The sequence below is a fragment of the uncultured Limnohabitans sp. genome, from assembly GCF_937889215.1.
Classification (GTDB): domain Bacteria; phylum Pseudomonadota; class Gammaproteobacteria; order Burkholderiales; family Burkholderiaceae_C; genus Limnohabitans_A.
In genome coordinates this window covers 1-16,708 of the sequence record NZ_CALBEX010000512.1, presented here as the reverse complement: position 1 = coordinate 16,708, position 16,708 = coordinate 1, and the positions used below count along the sequence as shown (strand labels likewise).

Annotated in this window: 11 protein-coding genes; 7 read left to right on the top strand and 4 right to left on the bottom strand. The window is 61.8% G+C overall.

Annotation, left to right across the window (positions count from 1 at the left end; genetic code table 11):
- Window positions 1-224: 224 nt before the first annotated feature.
- Window positions 225-851, bottom strand: coding sequence for an SOS response-associated peptidase (locus Q0341_RS13035; RefSeq protein WP_299514071.1), 627 nt, complete (start codon window positions 849-851; stop codon window positions 225-227).
- A 270-nt stretch (window positions 852-1,121) separates the two neighbouring features.
- Between Q0341_RS13035 and Q0341_RS13030 the strand changes: the two genes are divergently transcribed.
- Genes Q0341_RS13030 through def form a run of 3 tightly spaced genes read left to right on the top strand, consistent with a single transcriptional unit; the run spans window position 1,122 to window position 3,769 of the window.
- Window positions 1,122-2,819, top strand: a complete 1,698-nt coding sequence (locus Q0341_RS13030; protein ID WP_299514070.1) for an AMP-binding protein — start codon at window positions 1,122-1,124, stop codon at window positions 2,817-2,819.
- A 7-nt stretch (window positions 2,820-2,826) separates the two neighbouring features.
- On the top strand, window positions 2,827-3,219 hold the full coding sequence (locus Q0341_RS13025; protein WP_299514068.1) for a 5-fold beta-flower protein: 393 nt from the start codon (window positions 2,827-2,829) through the stop codon (window positions 3,217-3,219).
- 10 nt (window positions 3,220-3,229) lie between these two features.
- Window positions 3,230-3,769 (top strand): peptide deformylase, encoded by a 540-nt coding sequence (gene def, locus Q0341_RS13020; RefSeq protein ID WP_299514066.1) that lies wholly within the window; start codon window positions 3,230-3,232, stop codon window positions 3,767-3,769.
- 223 nt (window positions 3,770-3,992) lie between these two features.
- Here def and ligA read toward each other — a convergent pair whose 3' ends face one another.
- The 3 genes from ligA to smc are packed head-to-tail and all read right to left on the bottom strand — an operon-like array spanning window position 3,993 to window position 10,749.
- Complete coding sequence (ligA, locus tag Q0341_RS13015) at window positions 3,993-6,182, bottom strand: NAD-dependent DNA ligase LigA (protein ID WP_299514065.1); 2,190 nt, start codon at window positions 6,180-6,182, stop codon at window positions 3,993-3,995.
- Complete coding sequence (locus Q0341_RS13010; protein ID WP_299514074.1) at window positions 6,130-7,197, bottom strand: cell division protein FtsZ; 1,068 nt, start codon at window positions 7,195-7,197, stop codon at window positions 6,130-6,132. Before Q0341_RS13010 ends, ligA begins: the two co-directional genes overlap by 53 nt.
- 24 nt (window positions 7,198-7,221) lie before the next feature.
- A complete protein-coding gene (gene smc, locus Q0341_RS13005) occupies window positions 7,222-10,749 on the bottom strand; it encodes a chromosome segregation protein SMC (protein WP_299514063.1) in 3,528 nt (1,175 codons plus the stop codon).
- A 293-nt stretch (window positions 10,750-11,042) separates the two neighbouring features.
- Between smc and dapC the strand changes: the two genes are divergently transcribed.
- From dapC to Q0341_RS12985, 4 genes are all read left to right on the top strand, one after another.
- Window positions 11,043-12,257, top strand: a complete 1,215-nt coding sequence (gene dapC / locus Q0341_RS13000; RefSeq protein ID WP_299514061.1) for a succinyldiaminopimelate transaminase — start codon at window positions 11,043-11,045, stop codon at window positions 12,255-12,257.
- A gap of 3 nt (window positions 12,258-12,260) precedes the next feature.
- Entirely contained in the window at window positions 12,261-13,430 is a 1,170-nt protein-coding gene (gene dapE, locus Q0341_RS12995; RefSeq protein WP_299514059.1) for a succinyl-diaminopimelate desuccinylase, read from the top strand.
- Window positions 13,427-14,305, top strand: a complete 879-nt coding sequence (gene prmB, locus Q0341_RS12990) for a 50S ribosomal protein L3 N(5)-glutamine methyltransferase (RefSeq protein ID WP_299514057.1) — start codon at window positions 13,427-13,429, stop codon at window positions 14,303-14,305. Before dapE ends, prmB begins: the two co-directional genes overlap by 4 nt.
- A 157-nt stretch (window positions 14,306-14,462) precedes the next feature.
- On the top strand, window positions 14,463-16,511 hold the full coding sequence (locus Q0341_RS12985; protein WP_299514055.1) for an ATP-binding cassette domain-containing protein: 2,049 nt from the start codon (window positions 14,463-14,465) through the stop codon (window positions 16,509-16,511).
- The last annotated feature ends 197 nt before the right edge of the window (window positions 16,512-16,708 follow it).

Here is a 16,708-nt window from a genome sequence, read left to right as displayed (position 1 = left end):
GGCCCACTGGCTGCAAAACACACCTTTGCCTCATCTGCAAACTCCGTTGCAGGCTCAGGAAACCGTGTGTGGGAAGCGGTAACCACAAAACAAGCAAACACAAAAGCTTGCAAGCAATGACCTGCAGCGAACGCGCAGCAAGCCTTGAAGTTTCACATCTCGGAGGGGTACAAACTTTTACGCAGATTGCCAGACAATGCTCAGACCACCCTGCAACGATGCCCTCACGCCGGTGCAGCCGCCAGTGTTGGCGAGTGTGCCCAGCCCATCAGGGCTGCGGCTTGTTGGGTGTCGGCGCCAAGCCAAGCGTCATAAAGTTCGGGAGCAATGACCACGGGGGTGCGTTTTTCGTCGCCGGGTTTGTGAAACTCGCGCATGACAGGGTGCTCATCGGCATTCACGGTGAGCATGCTGAAGCTCACCACAGGCAGGCCTGTCTGGGGGTTTTGCCAGCGCTCCCACAGGCAGGCGATGGCCAAGGGCTCGCCTGAGGCGCACTGGATTTTCCAAGGCACTGCTTTGCCGCTGGCGTAGCTGGGCTCGTAAAAGTTGTCGACCAAAACCAGCCCCAATTGCCTGCGCCGCCAAGCGTTTCTGTAGCTGGGTTTTTCGGCCACGGTTTCGCTGCGGGCGTTGTAAGTGTGGCGGCCAATCTTGTCGTCTTTGGCCCAAGGCGGGATCAGGCCAAATCGCGCCAGTCCACAGGCCACGCGACCGGAGCGGTGGCTTTTCACCACGAGGGGCGCAGCGTAACCGGGGTAAGTGTCGGCCGGATAGTCGGCTGGCAAATCAAGCGCCAGGGTCTGTTTGAGCCACTGGGCGTTTTGGGTGGGCGTGAAATGTGTGCACAAGTTGGCAGTTTAGCGCGGGGTTGGGGCGGCCAGCGCATGGTGGCTTGGGCTCATTTTTTTCGCCTGAGCACCGAAGGCTCGACGGGCTCAGGGTCTTGCCACAGATCCGCCTGTCGGCGTCGAGGACGGTGATGCGGTCCCCATCCGAGACCCCCACCACGCGACCATGCAGCACTTGGGCATGGCAAATCCTCATGCACAGCGCACTTTGCAGGCGCTAAACTGTTTTGGATTGCATTGACCTTGCCCCCCATACCCGCCGAGGAGCCCATGAGCGAACTTGCACAATTTTTGGCCAGCCGCGATGCCTTGCTGACCCACCGCACCGACTACGATGCCGCAGTAGCGGCGTTTCGCTGGCCTGTTTTGACGCATTTCAATTGGGGGCTGGACTACTTTGACAGCATCGCACGGGACAACCCGGCCCCGGCTTTGCACATCGTCGAGGCCTCGGGCGAGCAGTTTCGCCTGAGCTATGCCGAGCTGTCACAACGCTCCAACCAAGTGGCCAATTGGCTGGTGGCCCTGGGTGCGCGCAAGGGCGACCGGATTTTGTTGATGATGGGCAACGAGGTGCCCTTGTGGGAGACCATGCTGGCGGCGATCAAGCTGGGCGTGGTGTTGATCCCTGCCACAACCTTGCTCTCGAGTGATGATTTGCAAGACCGCCTGGAACGTGGGCGGGTCAAATGCATCATCACCAATGCGGGGGGCATGGCCAAGGTCATGGATTTGCCCAGCACCGTGACGACTGGGCTGACCTTGGTAAGCGTGTCCGGCGGGGCGGGTTTGCCTGAGGGTTGGCTGGATTACGCGCAGTCGCACCAAGCCAGCACCGCCTTCACCCCGCCCGAGCCGACCCGGGTAACCGATCCTTTGCTGGAGTATTTCACCTCAGGCACCACGGCCAAGCCCAAGCTGGTGCAGCACACCCAGCAAAGTTACCCGGTGGGGCATTTGTCCACCTTGTATTGGCTGGGCCTGCAAAAAGGCGATGTGCACTGGACCATCAGCTCGCCGGGCTGGGCCAAGCACGCTTGGAGCTGCTTTTTTGCGCCGCTCAATGCGCAAGCCTGCGTGTTCATTTACAACTACGCACGCTTCAACGGCCCAGACATTCTGGGCACGCTGGTGCAGCACCGGGTCAACACCCTGTGCGCGCCGCCCACGGTGTGGCGCATGCTGATTCAAGAAGACCTGAAAGCCTGGCCCGTGCAGTTGCGCGAGCTGATTTCGGCGGGCGAGCCGCTCAATCCCGAGGTCATCGATCAGGTGCGCGCCGCCTGGCAAATCACCATCCGCGACGGCTATGGCCAGACCGAGACCACGGCCCAAATAGGCAACCCACCGGGTGCGCCGCTCAAAGCGGGCTCGATGGGGCGGCCTTTGCCTGGTTACCGGATGGTGCTGCTCAACGCCGATGGCGAAAGCGCCGACGAAGGGGAGATTTGCATCGACCTGGCACACCGCCCCACCGCGTTGATGAACGGCTATGCCGACGACGCGGACAAAACCGCTGAGGCCATGCGCGATGGGCACTACCACACGGGCGATGTGGGCCAGCGCGATGAGCAGGGTTACATCACGTATGTGGGCCGGGCCGACGATGTGTTCAAGTCCTCGGGCTACCGCATCAGCCCCTTCGAGCTGGAGAGTGCGCTGATCGAACACCCTGCCGTGGCCGAGGCGGCGGTGGTGCCTGCGCCCGATCCTGTTCGGGGCTTGGTGCCCAAGGCCTATGTGATCCTGTCCCCTGGCCACGCGCCGGATTCGGCCACGGCGGAGGCAATTTTCAGGTTCATGCGGGAGCGGGTCTCGGCCTACAAGTTGGTGCGCCGCATGGAGTTCAGCGACCTGCCCAAGACCATTTCGGGCAAGATCCGCCGGGTGGATTTGCGCAACCAAGAAAATGCGCGTGCAGCCCAAGGCGGCCGTCATGCGGGCGAGTTCCGAGAAGAAAACCCATGAGGCCCACATGAAGAAATGGATGCTTGCATGGCTGATGGCAGCCCTGCTGCTGCCCACGGCATTTGCCCAGCGCCTTTACGACGGCAGCGGTCGGCAGATTGGACGGGTGGATGCCGAGCGTTTTTACAACGCTTCTGGACAGCAACTCGGGCGGATCGATGGCGAGCGCGTGTATGACGCGTCTGGGCGGCAGTTGGGCCGTATCGACGGCAACCGGGTTTACAGCGCCTCGGGCAGCCAGATGGGACGCATCGACGGTGACCGCCTCTACAGCGCCTCGGGCTCGGCCATGGGCCGCATCGATGGCGACAAGCTTTACGACGGCTCCGGCCGACAGATTGGTCGCGCCGATGGACTGAGGCGCATGCAAATGATCGTATTTTTTTATTTCTTCATGTGAGACTGGCGCCATGACCGTTCGTGAAATCCTCAAGATGGGCGATGCCCAACTGCTGCGCGTGGCCGAGCCCGTGACCGTTTTTGACACACCCGAGCTGCACGCGCTGATTGCGGACATGCACGACACCATGGCCGCCGTGAATGGCGCAGGCCTGGCCGCACCCCAAATTGGCGTGAACCTGCAGCTGGTGATTTTTGGCAGCACGTCCGTGAACCCGCGCTACCCGGGCCGCCCGCTGGTCCCGCGCACGGTGCTGGTCAACCCGGAAATCACGCCGCTGGGAGCGGACGAAGAAGAAGATTGGGAAGGCTGTTTGTCGGTGCCCGGCTTGCGCGGTGTGGTGCCGCGCTGGTCGCGCATCCGTTACACCGGCTTTGACGAAAAAGGCATCCCCATCGACCGCGAGGTGGACGGGTTTCATGCCAGGGTGGTGCAACACGAATGCGACCACCTGATCGGCAAGCTTTACCCCATGCGGGTACGCGATTTCAGCCGCTTTGGTTTCACCGAGGTGCTGTTTCCAGAGATCAGCGCTGCCGAGGACGATTGATCTTTGACCCTTTGAGTTGCTCAGCGGGCTGTCGGACCCAAAGGGCACCGACCTACAAAGACAGACATTTCCAATAGGGCGTGGCCCTTTGGGTCTGACAGCCATCCCTTCGCGAAGCAGCGTTGAGAGCGGTTTCGGAACCTGAGCGCTTTTGATACTCTGAAGATGATGGCAGACAAAAAAGCCATTCGGCCTAGAGGGTTCTGCGCCAATGTGCGCAGGCTCAGGGCTTTTGGCCAGCCAAAAGCAAAGCCAAACCCACATCGTCGAGCACGGGCACGCCAAGGGCTTGGGCTTTGTCGAGTTTGCTGCCGGCTTCGGCTCCGGCTACCACGTAATGGGTTTTTTTGCTGACGGAGCCGGCCACTTTGGCGCCCAGGGATTCAAGCTGTTCTTTGGCCTCGTCGCGGCCCATGCTTTGCAGCGTGCCGGTGAGCACCACGGTGATGCCCGCCAAAGGCATTTCGGTCGGGGCCAAGGCCTCGCCTTCGGGCCAGATGACGCCTGCATCGCGCAGGGCTTGCACCACTTTGCGGTTGTGTGGCTGGTCAAAAAAGGTGCGGATGCTGTGGGCCACCACGGGACCCACATCGGCCACTTGCAAAAGCGCGTCTTCGCTGGCGACCATGATGGCGTCGAGCTGACCGAAGTGCCGGGCCAGTTCTTTGGCCGTGGCTTCGCCCACATGGCGGATGCCCAAGCTGAACAAAAAGCGCCCCAGGGTGGTGGTTTTGGACTTTTCCAAAGCCTCGAGCAAGTTGATGGCTGATTTTTCGGCCATGCGGTCTATGTTGGCCAAGCTGTCGAGCTTCAGGTGGTACAGGTCGGCCAGTGTCTTGACTTGGCCCGTGTCAACCAGTTGGTCCACCAGTTTGTCGCCCAAGCCATCCACGTCCATGGCGCGGCGGTGGGCAAAGTGCCAGATGGCTTGTTTGCGCTGGGCGCTGCAAAACAGGCCACCCGTGCAGCGGTGGTCGGCTTCGCCCTCTTCCCGCTCGGCCAGACTGCCGCACACGGGGCAGTGCGTCAACATGGTGAACAAAGGGGCTTCGGGCGGACGGCGGTCCAAAACTACCGACACCACTTCAGGGATCACATCACCTGCTCGGCGCACGATGACGGTATCCCCCACACGCACGTCTTTGCGGCGCGCTTCGAGTTCGTTGTGCAGCGTGGCATTGGTCACCGTGACCCCGCCGACAAACACCGGGGACAGTTTGGCCACGGGCGTGAGTTTGCCGGTGCGGCCCACTTGCACATCAATGGCCAACACGGTGGTCATTTCTTCTTGTGCGGGGTACTTGTGCGCCACAGCCCAACGCGGCTCGCGGGTCACAAAACCCAGACGAAGCTGCTGCGCCAAGTCGTTCACTTTGTAGACGACGCCGTCGATGTCGTAAGGCAAGGCGTCCCGTTCGGCGGCCATGCGCTGGTGAAACGCCACCAGCCCGGCAGCACCTTGCACAAACGCGGTTTGCTCGGCCACCGGAAAGCCCCAAGCCTTGAGCTGCATGAGCATGTCGTAGTGGGAGCTCCATTGCGGCCCGCCTTCGCTGGCCGGTGTGATGTCGCCCAGACCATAAGCAAAAAAGCTCAGCGGCCGCTCAGCCGCAATGCCCGAGTCGAGCTGGCGCACCGCACCAGCCGCCGCGTTACGCGGGTTGACGAAAGTTTTTTCGCCCTTGGTCCCTGCGGCGATGCGTTGGCGTTGGCGTTCGTTTAGCGCCTCGAAGTCGTCGCGGCGCATGTAGACCTCACCCCGCACTTCGAGCACCGTGGGAGCGTTGGCTGCCAAACGCAACGGGATTTGCCCAATCATGCGGATGTTGGTGGTGACGTCTTCGCCGGTTTCGCCATCGCCTCGGGTGGCCGCTTGCACCAGCATGCCGCCTTCGTAGCGCAGGCTCATGGCCAAGCCGTCAAATTTCAGTTCGCCCACATAGTCCACGGGCGGCTCCGACTCACTCAGGCCCAGCTCTTTGCGGATGCGGGTGTCAAAGGCCTCGGCCCCACTGGCTTCGGTGTCGGTTTCGGTGCGGATGCTGAGCATGGGCACGTGGTGCCGAACTTGGGCAAAGGCGTCCAGAATTTGGCCGCCCACGCGCTGGGTGGGCGAGTCGGGCGTACGCAGAGCCGGGTGTTCTGACTCGAGGACTTGCAGAGCGCGAAACAGCCGGTCGTATTCGGCGTCGGGGATCTCGGGGGCGTCGAGCGTGTAGTAGGCGTGAGCGTGTTGGTGCAGCTGTGCGCGCAATGCCTGGGCTTGTTCTGCGGGGGCCAGAGGCTTAGGCCGCTCGGCAAGTTGGGGCGGCAAGTCGTCGAACAGACCTGGTGTTTGGGGGCTCACGGCTGCGCCCCGTTCAAGAGAAAAGGCGGCGCGCTTGGGGCGATCCGGCAGACAGCTCCCGGGCATCGAGGGCGTCGTACAGTTGCTGCAAATCGAGGCCGATTTGGTCGAGTGCGGCTTCGTTCAGGACCTGGCCTTCACCGTCGGTGAGCAGCCCATCCATGTGCTCGGTCAGCAGTCGAGCGGCGTCACGCAGTCGCACAAAGGGCTGCTCTTCACGCGAGGTTTGAGGCACATCCAGGCTGAGCGCAAACGAGCGGATGGCCGACAAGGCCGGGTCATCGGCCAGTGCAGCGTGGGTGTCAAAAGTGAGCGAGAGCACGGCTGGCAGGCCCTGAACGGCAGCAGGCAAGACCATGCGGCCAGGGATAGAGCCCGGCACAAAACCCAAGCGGGCTGCATGCTGGTGGATGAAACCGGGGCTCCAGGCCGCGGTGCGGGCGCACAGGGTGAAGCTCAACTGCGCGTCGTGCACGCTGGCAAATTGGTCCAATTCGCGTGCGCGGGACACTTCTTCAAGCATGTCGCTGAAGCTGGGCGTGCCGCTGACAGCATCAGCAAAGGCTTGGGTTTTGACCACAAATTCAGAGAACTCGATGTTGTTGAGCGCGCCCACCCGGTTGGCCAGTTGCACCCCAGCCTGAAAGGCGGTGTAACGGCGTGAAGGGGCCACGGCTTCCCATTGCCCGGTGTCTTGTGAGCAGCCTTCGATCGAGAACAACTTGGTGCCTACGCGCCGAGTGGAGGGCATGGCCGCCATGGCCGCATCGCCGGACACGGGCTGCTCGACATCGATCAATGCGATCACGTCGATCAAGGCATCCAGCTGGGTTTTGCGTTCGGGCTGGCTGAGGTTGGCGAAGCCGTTTTGCATCCCAGGCTCTTGCGCCAGCGCTTGGTCATGGCCTGTTGCGCCCGGCAACTCGCCAGTGAGCACGGGCTCAATGTCGTGCTCAACCGGTGGGCGATGGGGGTCTGCTTGGCGGGGCGCATTTTTGCGCGAGGTCCAATAGTTGTAAGCCACGACACCCACCAGGGTGAGCCCGCCAATGACCGCCAAACTCAGCTGCAAAGAACTCAACGATTCCAACATAGTTCAAAAACCTCAGGCCACATCGGCCAATGACACTGCGGACTCCATGTCCACAGCCACAATCCGTGAAACGCCCTGCTCCTGCATGGTCACGCCGATCAACTGCTCGGCCATTTCCATGGCGATTTTGTTGTGGCTGATGAACAGGAACTGGGTCTCTTTGCCCATGCCCTTGACCAGTTTGGCGTAGCGCTCGGTGTTGGCGTCGTCCAACGGCGCGTCCACCTCGTCGAGCAAGCAAAACGGGGCCGGGTTGAGCTGAAAAATCGCAAACACCAGAGCAATCGCGGTCAGGGCTTTTTCGCCACCTGAGAGCAGGTGGATCGTCTGGTTTTTCTTGCCGGGCGGCTGGGCCAACACCTGCACACCGGCGTCCAAAATTTCGTCGCCGGTCATGACCAAACGCGCATTGCCGCCGCCAAACAGCTCGGGGAACATGCGGCTGAAGTGCTCGTTGACGACCTTGAAGGTACCGCCCAGCAGCTCGCGGGTTTCGGCGTCGATCTTGCGGATCGCGTCTTCGAGCGTGTTCATGGCATCGGTCAGGTCGGCGCATTGCGAGTCCAGGAACACCTTGCGCTCGCGCGACGTGCTCAGCTCTTCCAGTGCGGCCAGGTTGACCGGGCCAAGTGCCGTGATTTCGCGGTGGATGCGGTCGATCTCGCCTTGCAGACCCGTCACGCGCACTTGGCCTGCCTCAATCGAAGCGGCCACGGCCTCCAGATCGGCTTGCGCATCGGCCAAGAGCTGGGTGTATTGCTCCAGGCCCAGGCGGGCGGCTTGCTCTTTGAGCTGCAAATCGGTGATGCGCTGGCGCAAAGGGTCGAGTTCGCGCTCAAAACTCACGCGCCGCTCGTCGCTGGCGCGCAGTTTGGCCGTGAGGTCGTCGTAGCCGCTGCGGCAAGCGCCCAGCGCTTGCTCGCGCTCGAGCTTGACGGCCAGCACGTTTTGCAAACCCGCTTGGGCGGCGGCATCGGTCAGGCGGCTGAGTTCGTCGCGGGCACGCTGCATTTCGGCGTCGATGCTGGTGACCTGCTGCTGCGCGGTCTCGATCGTGCGGTTCAGCTCGGCGCGGCGGGCATCCAGGCTGCGCTGTGAAAACTGGGCTTCTTGCGCCCGGCGCTCCAAGCTGCGCTGTTGTTCGCGGCATTCAGACAGCTTGCGCTCGGCCTCGATCACACGCTCGTCCAGTTGGGCATGCCGCTCTTGGGTGTCGGCCAGCTGCATGTCCAGCTCTTCGAAGCGGGCTTCGGCCGTGACGCGGCGCTCTTGCAACTCATCGAGCAAAGCTTCGACTTCGGCCAGGTCGTTGTTGATCTGCTCGCTGCGGGCACGGGTTTGCGCCACCAGCTGAGACAGGCGCAGGGTCTCGACCTGCAACTCGTGCGTGCGCGACTGGCTTTCGCTGGCTTCGCGGCGCACCGTGATCAGGCGCTGCGAAGCGTCGGCATAAGCCGCTTCGGCCCGCACCAAGGCGCTGCGGCTTTCTTCCGAAATCAGGGTTTGGGCGCGCAGCTGCTTTTCCAGGTTTTCGATCTCTTGGGCGCGACCCAGCAAACCGGCTTGCTCGGAATCTTGCGCGTAGAACACCACGCTGTTCAGATCCACCGCATGCCCGGCCTGCACAAACAGGGTTTCACCCGCTTGCAGCTGAATGCGCCAAGCCAACGCGTCTTCCAAATTGGGGGCGGTGTAGCAGCCTTGCAGCCAGTCGGCAAGCAATGCCGACAAGCCGGCATCGTGCACACGCAGCAACTCGGCCAGGGGCTTGCAACCTGCGGGCATGCCACTGCGTGTCGCGGCTTTGGCGGCCAAAGGCGGGCTGAAAAAACTCAGCTTCGCAGGCGGCGCGTCGTTGCCAAAAGCGCGCACCATGTCCAGGCGAGAAACTTCCAGGGCCGACAAGCGCTCACGCAGGGCGGATTCGAGGGCATTTTCCCAACCCGGCTCGATGTGGATGCGGCTCCACAGGCCTTCCAGACCGTCCATACCGTGCTTGGACAGCCAGGGTTTGAGCTTGCCGTCGGTGCGGACCTTCTCTTGCAGGGCTTTCAGAGCTTCTATCCGGGCGCTCAGATCGGCCAGGCGGGCCGATTCATCGTTGACGGCGGCTTGTCGGGTGCGGCGGTCTTCATCGAGCGCGGGCACCTGCTCCTGCAGGTCTTGCAAGCGGGCTTCGGATTCGGCCGACAGCGCCTCGGCCTCGGCCAACTGTTCTTGCAATTGCTGTAGGCGTGCTTCGTCGGGCGCGGCCAAGGCGTTTCGGTCGGCCAACAGGCGTTCGCGGCGCGTGTCCAGCTGGCGCGATTGTTCTTCAACGTTGCGCTGGTCTGCGGCCAACACCCCAATTTGCTGCTGCACTTGTACCACCGTGGCGCGTTGGGCAGTGGCGTCGTTTTGGGCTTTGCGCAGGGCCTCTTCCAGGTCAGGCAGGGCCATGGCCTGGTCTTCAACTTGGGCGGCCAGCGTCATGCTTTGGTCTTCGGCCATGGCCGCTTGCTCGGCCAGGATTTCCAGCTCGGCTTGGGCGTCTTGGCTGCGGGTCCCCCACTGAGCCGTTTGCTCGATCAGCTGCTGCAAACGCTGCTCGGCGCGCTGACGGCCTTCGACCACAAAGCGGATTTCAGCTTCGAGCTTTCCAACCTCGGCACTGGCTTCATAGAGTTTGCCTTGGGCTTGGTTGACCTCGTCACCTGCGGCGTAATGCGCTTGGCGAATGGTTTCCAAATCGGCTTCCACATGGCGCAGATCGGCCATACGCGATTCAAGCGCATTGACCGCGTGGTCCACATCGGACTTCATGCGGCCTTGGTCAGCCTCGGCGTCGCGGCGCTTCAAAAGCCACAACTGGTGCTGCTTGAGCGTGCTGTCGGCTTGCAGGTTGTTGTAGCGGTGGGCCACCTCGGCCTGCTTTTCGAGCTTTTCCAGATTGGCGTTCAGCTCACGCAGGATGTCGTCGACCCGGGTCAGGTTTTCGCGGGTGTCGGACAGGCGGTTTTCGGTCTCGCGGCGACGCTCTTTGTATTTGGAGACGCCCGCAGCTTCTTCGAGGAACAAGCGCAGCTCTTCTGGGCGCGACTCGATGATGCGGCTGATGGTGCCTTGGCCAATGATGGCGTAAGCGCGTGGCCCCAAGCCGGTCCCCAAAAACACGTCTTGCACATCGCGCCGGCGCACCGGCTGGTTGTTGATGTAGTAACTGCTGTTGCCGTCGCGGGTCAGCACGCGCTTGACTGCGATTTCGGCAAACTGGCCCCATTGGCCGCCTGCGCGGTGGTCTTCGTTGCTGAACACCAGCTCCACACTGGCGCGGCTGGCAGGTTTGCGGGTGGTGGTGCCGTTGAAGATCACGTCCTGCATGGACTCGCCACGCAATTCGGACGCCTTGGACTCACCCAGCACCCAGCGCACCGCATCCATGATGTTGGATTTGCCGCAACCGTTAGGCCCGACCACGCCCACCAGCTGCCCGGGCAGTAGGAAATTGGTCGGTTCGGCAAACGATTTGAAGCCCGAAAGCTTGATGGAATTGAGGCGCACGGCGGTATCGGATCGGTAAAAAGGGCCAGCCCAAATGGCCAACAAGGTGCAAAAGGTCAATATTACCCGACAGGATGGTGATTGGAACGGTTCCAGCACTGCAAACTGACTTGAAGGCCCGCTGAACTTGGCGCGCATGCTCAGTGCGAACGATTGGCAATGGACTGAGTCCAAGCCTGCGCCCCATCTGACGCGCACCCCAAAATGACCGAGCAGATGAATTGACCGTCAAATTACTGAGCAGCGACACAACTGGGGCCCATGGCCGTGCCTTCATCCGGGATAATCAGAGGATGAATCCCCTTCTTGCCAAGCTGCAACCCTACCCCTTTGAACGGCTCAAACAACTGTTCGCCAGTGTCACGCCCCGCCCTGACCTCAAGCCCATCAGCTTGGGCATTGGCGAGCCCAAGCACGCCACACCGGCTTTCATTCAGGAAGCACTCAAGGCCGCTGTCACCACGGGCCTGTCGGCCTACCCGGCCACAGCGGGCGAGCCAACGCTGCGCAAAGCCTGCGCCGCCTGGCTGCAAGCCCGATACTGTTTGACGCTGGAGCCGACCACCCAAGTGCTGCCGGTGAACGGCTCGCGTGAGGCCTTGTTTGCCCTGACGCAAACGGTGATTGACCCGAACCGCCCCGGTGCCACTGTGGTCAGCCCCAACCCGTTCTATCAAATCTACGAAGGCGCGGCGCTGCTGGCCGGGGCCGAACTGCACTATGTGCCCAGCGACCCGGTGCGCAACTTCGCCAACGACTGGGACAGCGTGCCTGCCGAGGTCTGGGCCCGCACGCAGCTGTTGTTTGTTTGCTCGCCTGGCAACCCTACGGGCGCGGTCATGCCTCTGTCGGAATGGCAAAAGCTGTTCACCCTGTCCGACCAACACGGTTTCGTGATTGCGTCGGACGAGTGCTACAGCGAGATTTACTTCCGCGAAGAGGCCCCCTTGGGCGGCCTGGAAGCCGCCCACCAGCTGGGCCGCACCGACTTCAAACGCCTGATCGCCTTCACAAGCCTCTCCAAACGCAGCAACGTGCCTGGCCTGCGAAGCGGCTTTGTGGCGGGCGACGCAGCCATCATCAAACAGTTTTTGCTCTACCGCACCTACCACGGCAGCGCCATGAGCCCGGTGGTGCAAGCGGCCAGCGTGGCCGCTTGGGGCGACGAGGTCCATGTGGTGGACAACCGCAACCAGTACCGCACCAAGTTTGCCCAAGTCACGCCCGTGCTGGCCGACGTGCTCGACGTGCAACTGCCCGACGCAAGCTTTTACCTTTGGGCAGGTGTGCCCGAGGGCTGGCGTGGCGACGACGCGGCATTTGCCCGGGCGCTGTACGAAGCCGAAAGCGTGACGGTCTTGCCTGGCAGCTACCTGGCGCGTGACTTCAACGGCAAAAACCCCGGCCAAGGCCGCATCCGCATGGCCTTGGTGGCCGAGACCGCCGAGTGTCTGGAAGCGGCTGAACGCATCGCACGCTTTGTGCGAGCACACCCCAACAAGGTCTGAGCCATGAACGCCACCACTTGTCACAACACCCTTCGCCTGGCCGAGCAACTGATCTCCAAGCCCTCGGTCACGCCAGATGACGCCGGTTGCCTGGACCTGATCGCCGACGCCCTAAAGCCGCTTGGCTTTGTTTGCGAGTTCATGGACTCAGGCCCGGACACCTTTCGCGTACGCAACCTGTGGGCCAAACGCGCCGGGCACTCGGGCCAGACTTTGGCGTTTGCAGGGCACACCGACGTGGTGCCTACCGGACCGCTCGCGCAATGGGACAGCGACCCCTTCACCCCCACCCACCAAGACGGCAAGTTGTTTGGGCGCGGCGCGAGCGACATGAAAACCTCGCTGGCGGCCATGGTGGTGGCCGTGCAAGAGTTTCTGTCTCAAAACCCCAACCCCGCTTTGGGCATCGCCTTTTTGCTGACCAGCGACGAAGAAGGCCCGGCGCTCGACGGCACGGTGGTGGTGTGTAAAGCGCTCCAGGCCCGTGGCGATGCGCCAGAGTTTTGCATCGTGGGCGAACCCACCTCGGTGCTGCAGACCGGCGACATGATCAAGAACGGCCGACGCGGCACCCTGAGCGGCAAGCTCACCGTCAAAGGCGTGCAAGGCCACATCGCTTACCCCCACCTGGCCGACAACCCGGTCCACCGCCTGGCCCCGGCGCTGGCCGAACTGGTCGGCATCCGTTGGGACGAGGGCAATGCGTTTTTCCCGCCCACCAGCTGGCAAGTCAGCAACATCCACGCGGGCACAGGCGCGAGCAACGTGATCCCCGGCGACTGTGTGGTGGACTTCAACTTTCGCTTTTGCACCGAGTCCACACCCGAAAGCTTGCAGCAACGCTTGCAAGCCGTGCTGGACCAGCATGGCCTGCAATACGCGTTGAAATGGACCATCGGTGGCCTGCCCTTTTTGACCACACCAGGCACCTTGGTCGCCGCCATTCAAAAAGCCATTGCCGACGAAACTGGCCTCACCACCGAGTTGTCCACCACAGGCGGCACGAGTGACGGGCGCTTCATCGCGCAAATCTGCCCGCAGGTCATCGAGTTCGGCCCACCCAACGCCACCATCCACAAGGTCAACGAGCATGTGGCCTTGAGTGACATTGCGCCGCTGAAAGCCATCTACCGCCGCACGCTGGAGCAAATCAACCAGGGCTTGTCCGCATGAGCGCCATGACCTTGTCTGCGCTGATGGCGCAGTCCGCCGCCCAACTCGACAAGGCCGAAGTGGCCTTCGGCCACGGCACCCAAAACGCCTTTGACGAAGCCGCCTGGCTGGTGCTGTGGCGAATGGGTTTGCCGCTCGACAGCGATTTGGACGAACTGGCCGAGCAAAACGTGACACCCGAGCAGCAAGCGGCTTGTGCTGCACTGATCGAGGCACGCATCACCACCCGCAAGCCCGCGGCTTACCTCACACAAGAAGCTTGGCTGCAAGGCGTGTCTTTTTACATCGACGAGCGCGCCATTGTGCCGCGCAGCCTCATTGCCGAAGTGTTGGCCGATGGCACCATCGACGCTTGGCTGAGCGACCAGACCCATCAAGTGCTGGACCTGTGCACCGGCAACGGCAGCCTGGCTGTGCTGGCGGCGCTGGCCTGGCCAGATGTGCAAGTGACCGGGGCTGACATTTCGCATGACGCTTTGGCCGTAGCGGCCATCAACACCGAGCGCCACGACCTGCAGTCGCGCGTGACGCTGTTGCACAGCGATGGCCTGTCTGCGCTGCCCGGTCCGTTTGATCTCATCTTGTGCAACCCGCCTTACGTGTGCCAAGCCAGCATGGACGCCCTGCCCGCCGAATACCGCGCCGAGCCTGAAGTGGCACTGGCCGGTGGCTCGGACGGCATGGACTTTGTGCGGCAGTTGTTCAGGAACGCACCTTCGCGGATGAGCGAACACGCGGTGCTGGTGCTCGAAATCGGCAACGAGGTGGACCACTTCATCGCCGCTTTCCCTGAACTCGAAGTCGCTTGGCTGGACACCAGCGCGGGAGACGACCAGGTTTTGCTGATCTCGCGTGAAGCCCTACTCAGCTTGTAAAAGCTCTCCCTGCTGGTTGGGGAAACGACCCAACTTTCAACGCGCCATCTCACTGACACGCACATCGGCGAAAATGGCGGGTTATGCCCTTTGAGGTCAGTCCCTCCAAACTGACCCTGCTCCCCCCTACCGGCATCTGTTCCGGACACTGCTTTTCATGATCAATCTAAAAAACGTCACCCTCCGCCGAGGCACCAAGGTGCTGCTGGACAAAGCCTCAGTCACCCTCAACCCCGGAGAAAAAGTCGGTCTGGTGGGGCGCAACGGGGCGGGCAAATCCACCTTGTTTGCGTTGTTCAACGGCAGCTTGACCGAAGACGGCGGCGACTTTGAAATGCCGCGCCAGTGGCGCATGGGTCAAGTCGCGCAAAACATGCCCGAGACAGACCAAGCCGCCGCTGACTTTGTGCTGGAAGGTGACACCCGATTGGCCGAGTTGCGCCAACGTTTGGTGGTGGCCGAAGCCAGTGGCGACGGCATGGAAATGGCCCACGTTTACACCGACTTGGCCGACGCCGGGGACCATGACGCCATGCCGCGCGCTGAAGCCCTGATTTTGGGTCTGGGCTTTCGGGTGGACGAGCTCAACAACCCCGTCAACAGCTTTTCGGGCGGCTGGCGCATGCGCTTGCAGCTGGCCCGTGCGCTAATGTGCCCGTCCGACATCCTGATCTTGGACGAGCCCACCAACCACTTGGATTTGGATGCGCTGGTCTGGCTGGAAGCCTGGCTGCAGCGCTACGCGGGCACGATGATCGTGATCAGCCACGACCGCGAGTTTCTGGATGCCGTGACCAATGTCACCCTCCACATCGACCACGCGAAACTCACCCGCTACGGCAGCAACTACAGCGGCTTTGAAATCCTGCGTGCCCAACAGATGGAGCTGCAGCAAGCCTCGTTTTCCAAACAGCAAGACAAGATCGCCCACCTGCAAAAATTCATCACCCGCTTCAAGGCCCAGGCCAGCAAAGCCAAGCAGGCGCAAAGCCGTGTCAAAGCGCTCGAGCGCATGGAAAAAGTGGCCCCGCTGCTGGCCGATGCCGAGTTCACCTTCGGCTTCAAAGAGCCCAACAACCTGCCCAACCCGATGCTGGCCATCAGCGATTCGAGTTTTGGCTACACCGTCGACGACGAGCCCAAAGCCATCTTGCAAGGCGTCAGCAAATCGGTGTTGGCGGGCCAGCGCATTGGTATTTTGGGGGCCAACGGCCAAGGTAAATCGACCCTGGTCAAAACCATTGCCCGCACCATGCCGCTGCTGGCGGGCACGCTGACCGAGGGCAAAGGCCTGAACATTGGCTACTTTGCACAGCAAGAACTCGATGTGCTGCACCCGAATGACAACCCGCTGGAGCACATGATCCGCTTGGCCAAAGAGCTGGGCAGCAACGAGCCCAGCCGTGAGCAAGACCTGCGCAACTACTTGGGCACCTTCAACTTCAGTGGCGACATGGTCAAGCAGGCCGTCGGCTCCATGAGCGGCGGCGAAAAAGCCCGCTTGGTGCTGGCCATGATCGTGTGGCAACGCCCCAACTTGCTGCTGCTGGACGAACCCACCAACCACTTGGACTTGGCCACGCGCGAAGCGCTGTCGATGGCGCTCAATGAGTTCGAAGGCACCGTGATGCTGGTCAGCCACGACCGCGCTTTGCTTCGTGCCGTGTGTGACGAATTCTGGATGGTGGGCCGGGGCAAGGTTGATCCTTTCGACGGCGATCTGGACGACTACCAAAAGTACTTGCTGGAAGAGTCCAAGCGCTTGCGTGAAGTGGCCAAAAACGCCGCACGCGAAACGCTCACAGCCCCGGTGGCGGCACCACTCAGTGCAGCCACTGACGCAGCTTTGGCCAAGGCTGTAGCACCGGCTGAGGTGACAGCCGCCAAAGTGACGCCCTCTTTGGCCGCACAGGGCACCAGCGCCGGCCTGAGCAGCGCCGAACAACGCAAACTCGATGCCCAAAAACGCCAACAATTGGCAACACAAACCCGGCCACTGAAACGGGAGTTGGAACAAAATGAACATCGCATGGCCAGCATCGCAACAGAAAAAACACAGCTGGAAGCCTTGTTGACCACGCCGGTCTCACCGGCAGACATGGCCGATGCCGGCCGGCGTTTGAAGGCCTTGAGCGACGAAGTGGCAGCGCTGGAAGAGCGCTGGTTGGTGTTGACTTCTTTGCTCGAAGAAGCCACGGCAAGCTGACGGGGATCGCAGCATTGTTCAACAATGGTCGGGCCATGGTGGCCCGACTTTTTGAATTCAACTGCGCCGTTCGCAAATCAAACGACCATGAAAAAAGCACTTTGGACCGAAGTACAAAGTGCTTATAAAACTGGTGGGACCAGCGGGGGTCGAACCCACGACAAACGGATTAAAAGTCCGCTGCTCTACCAACTGAG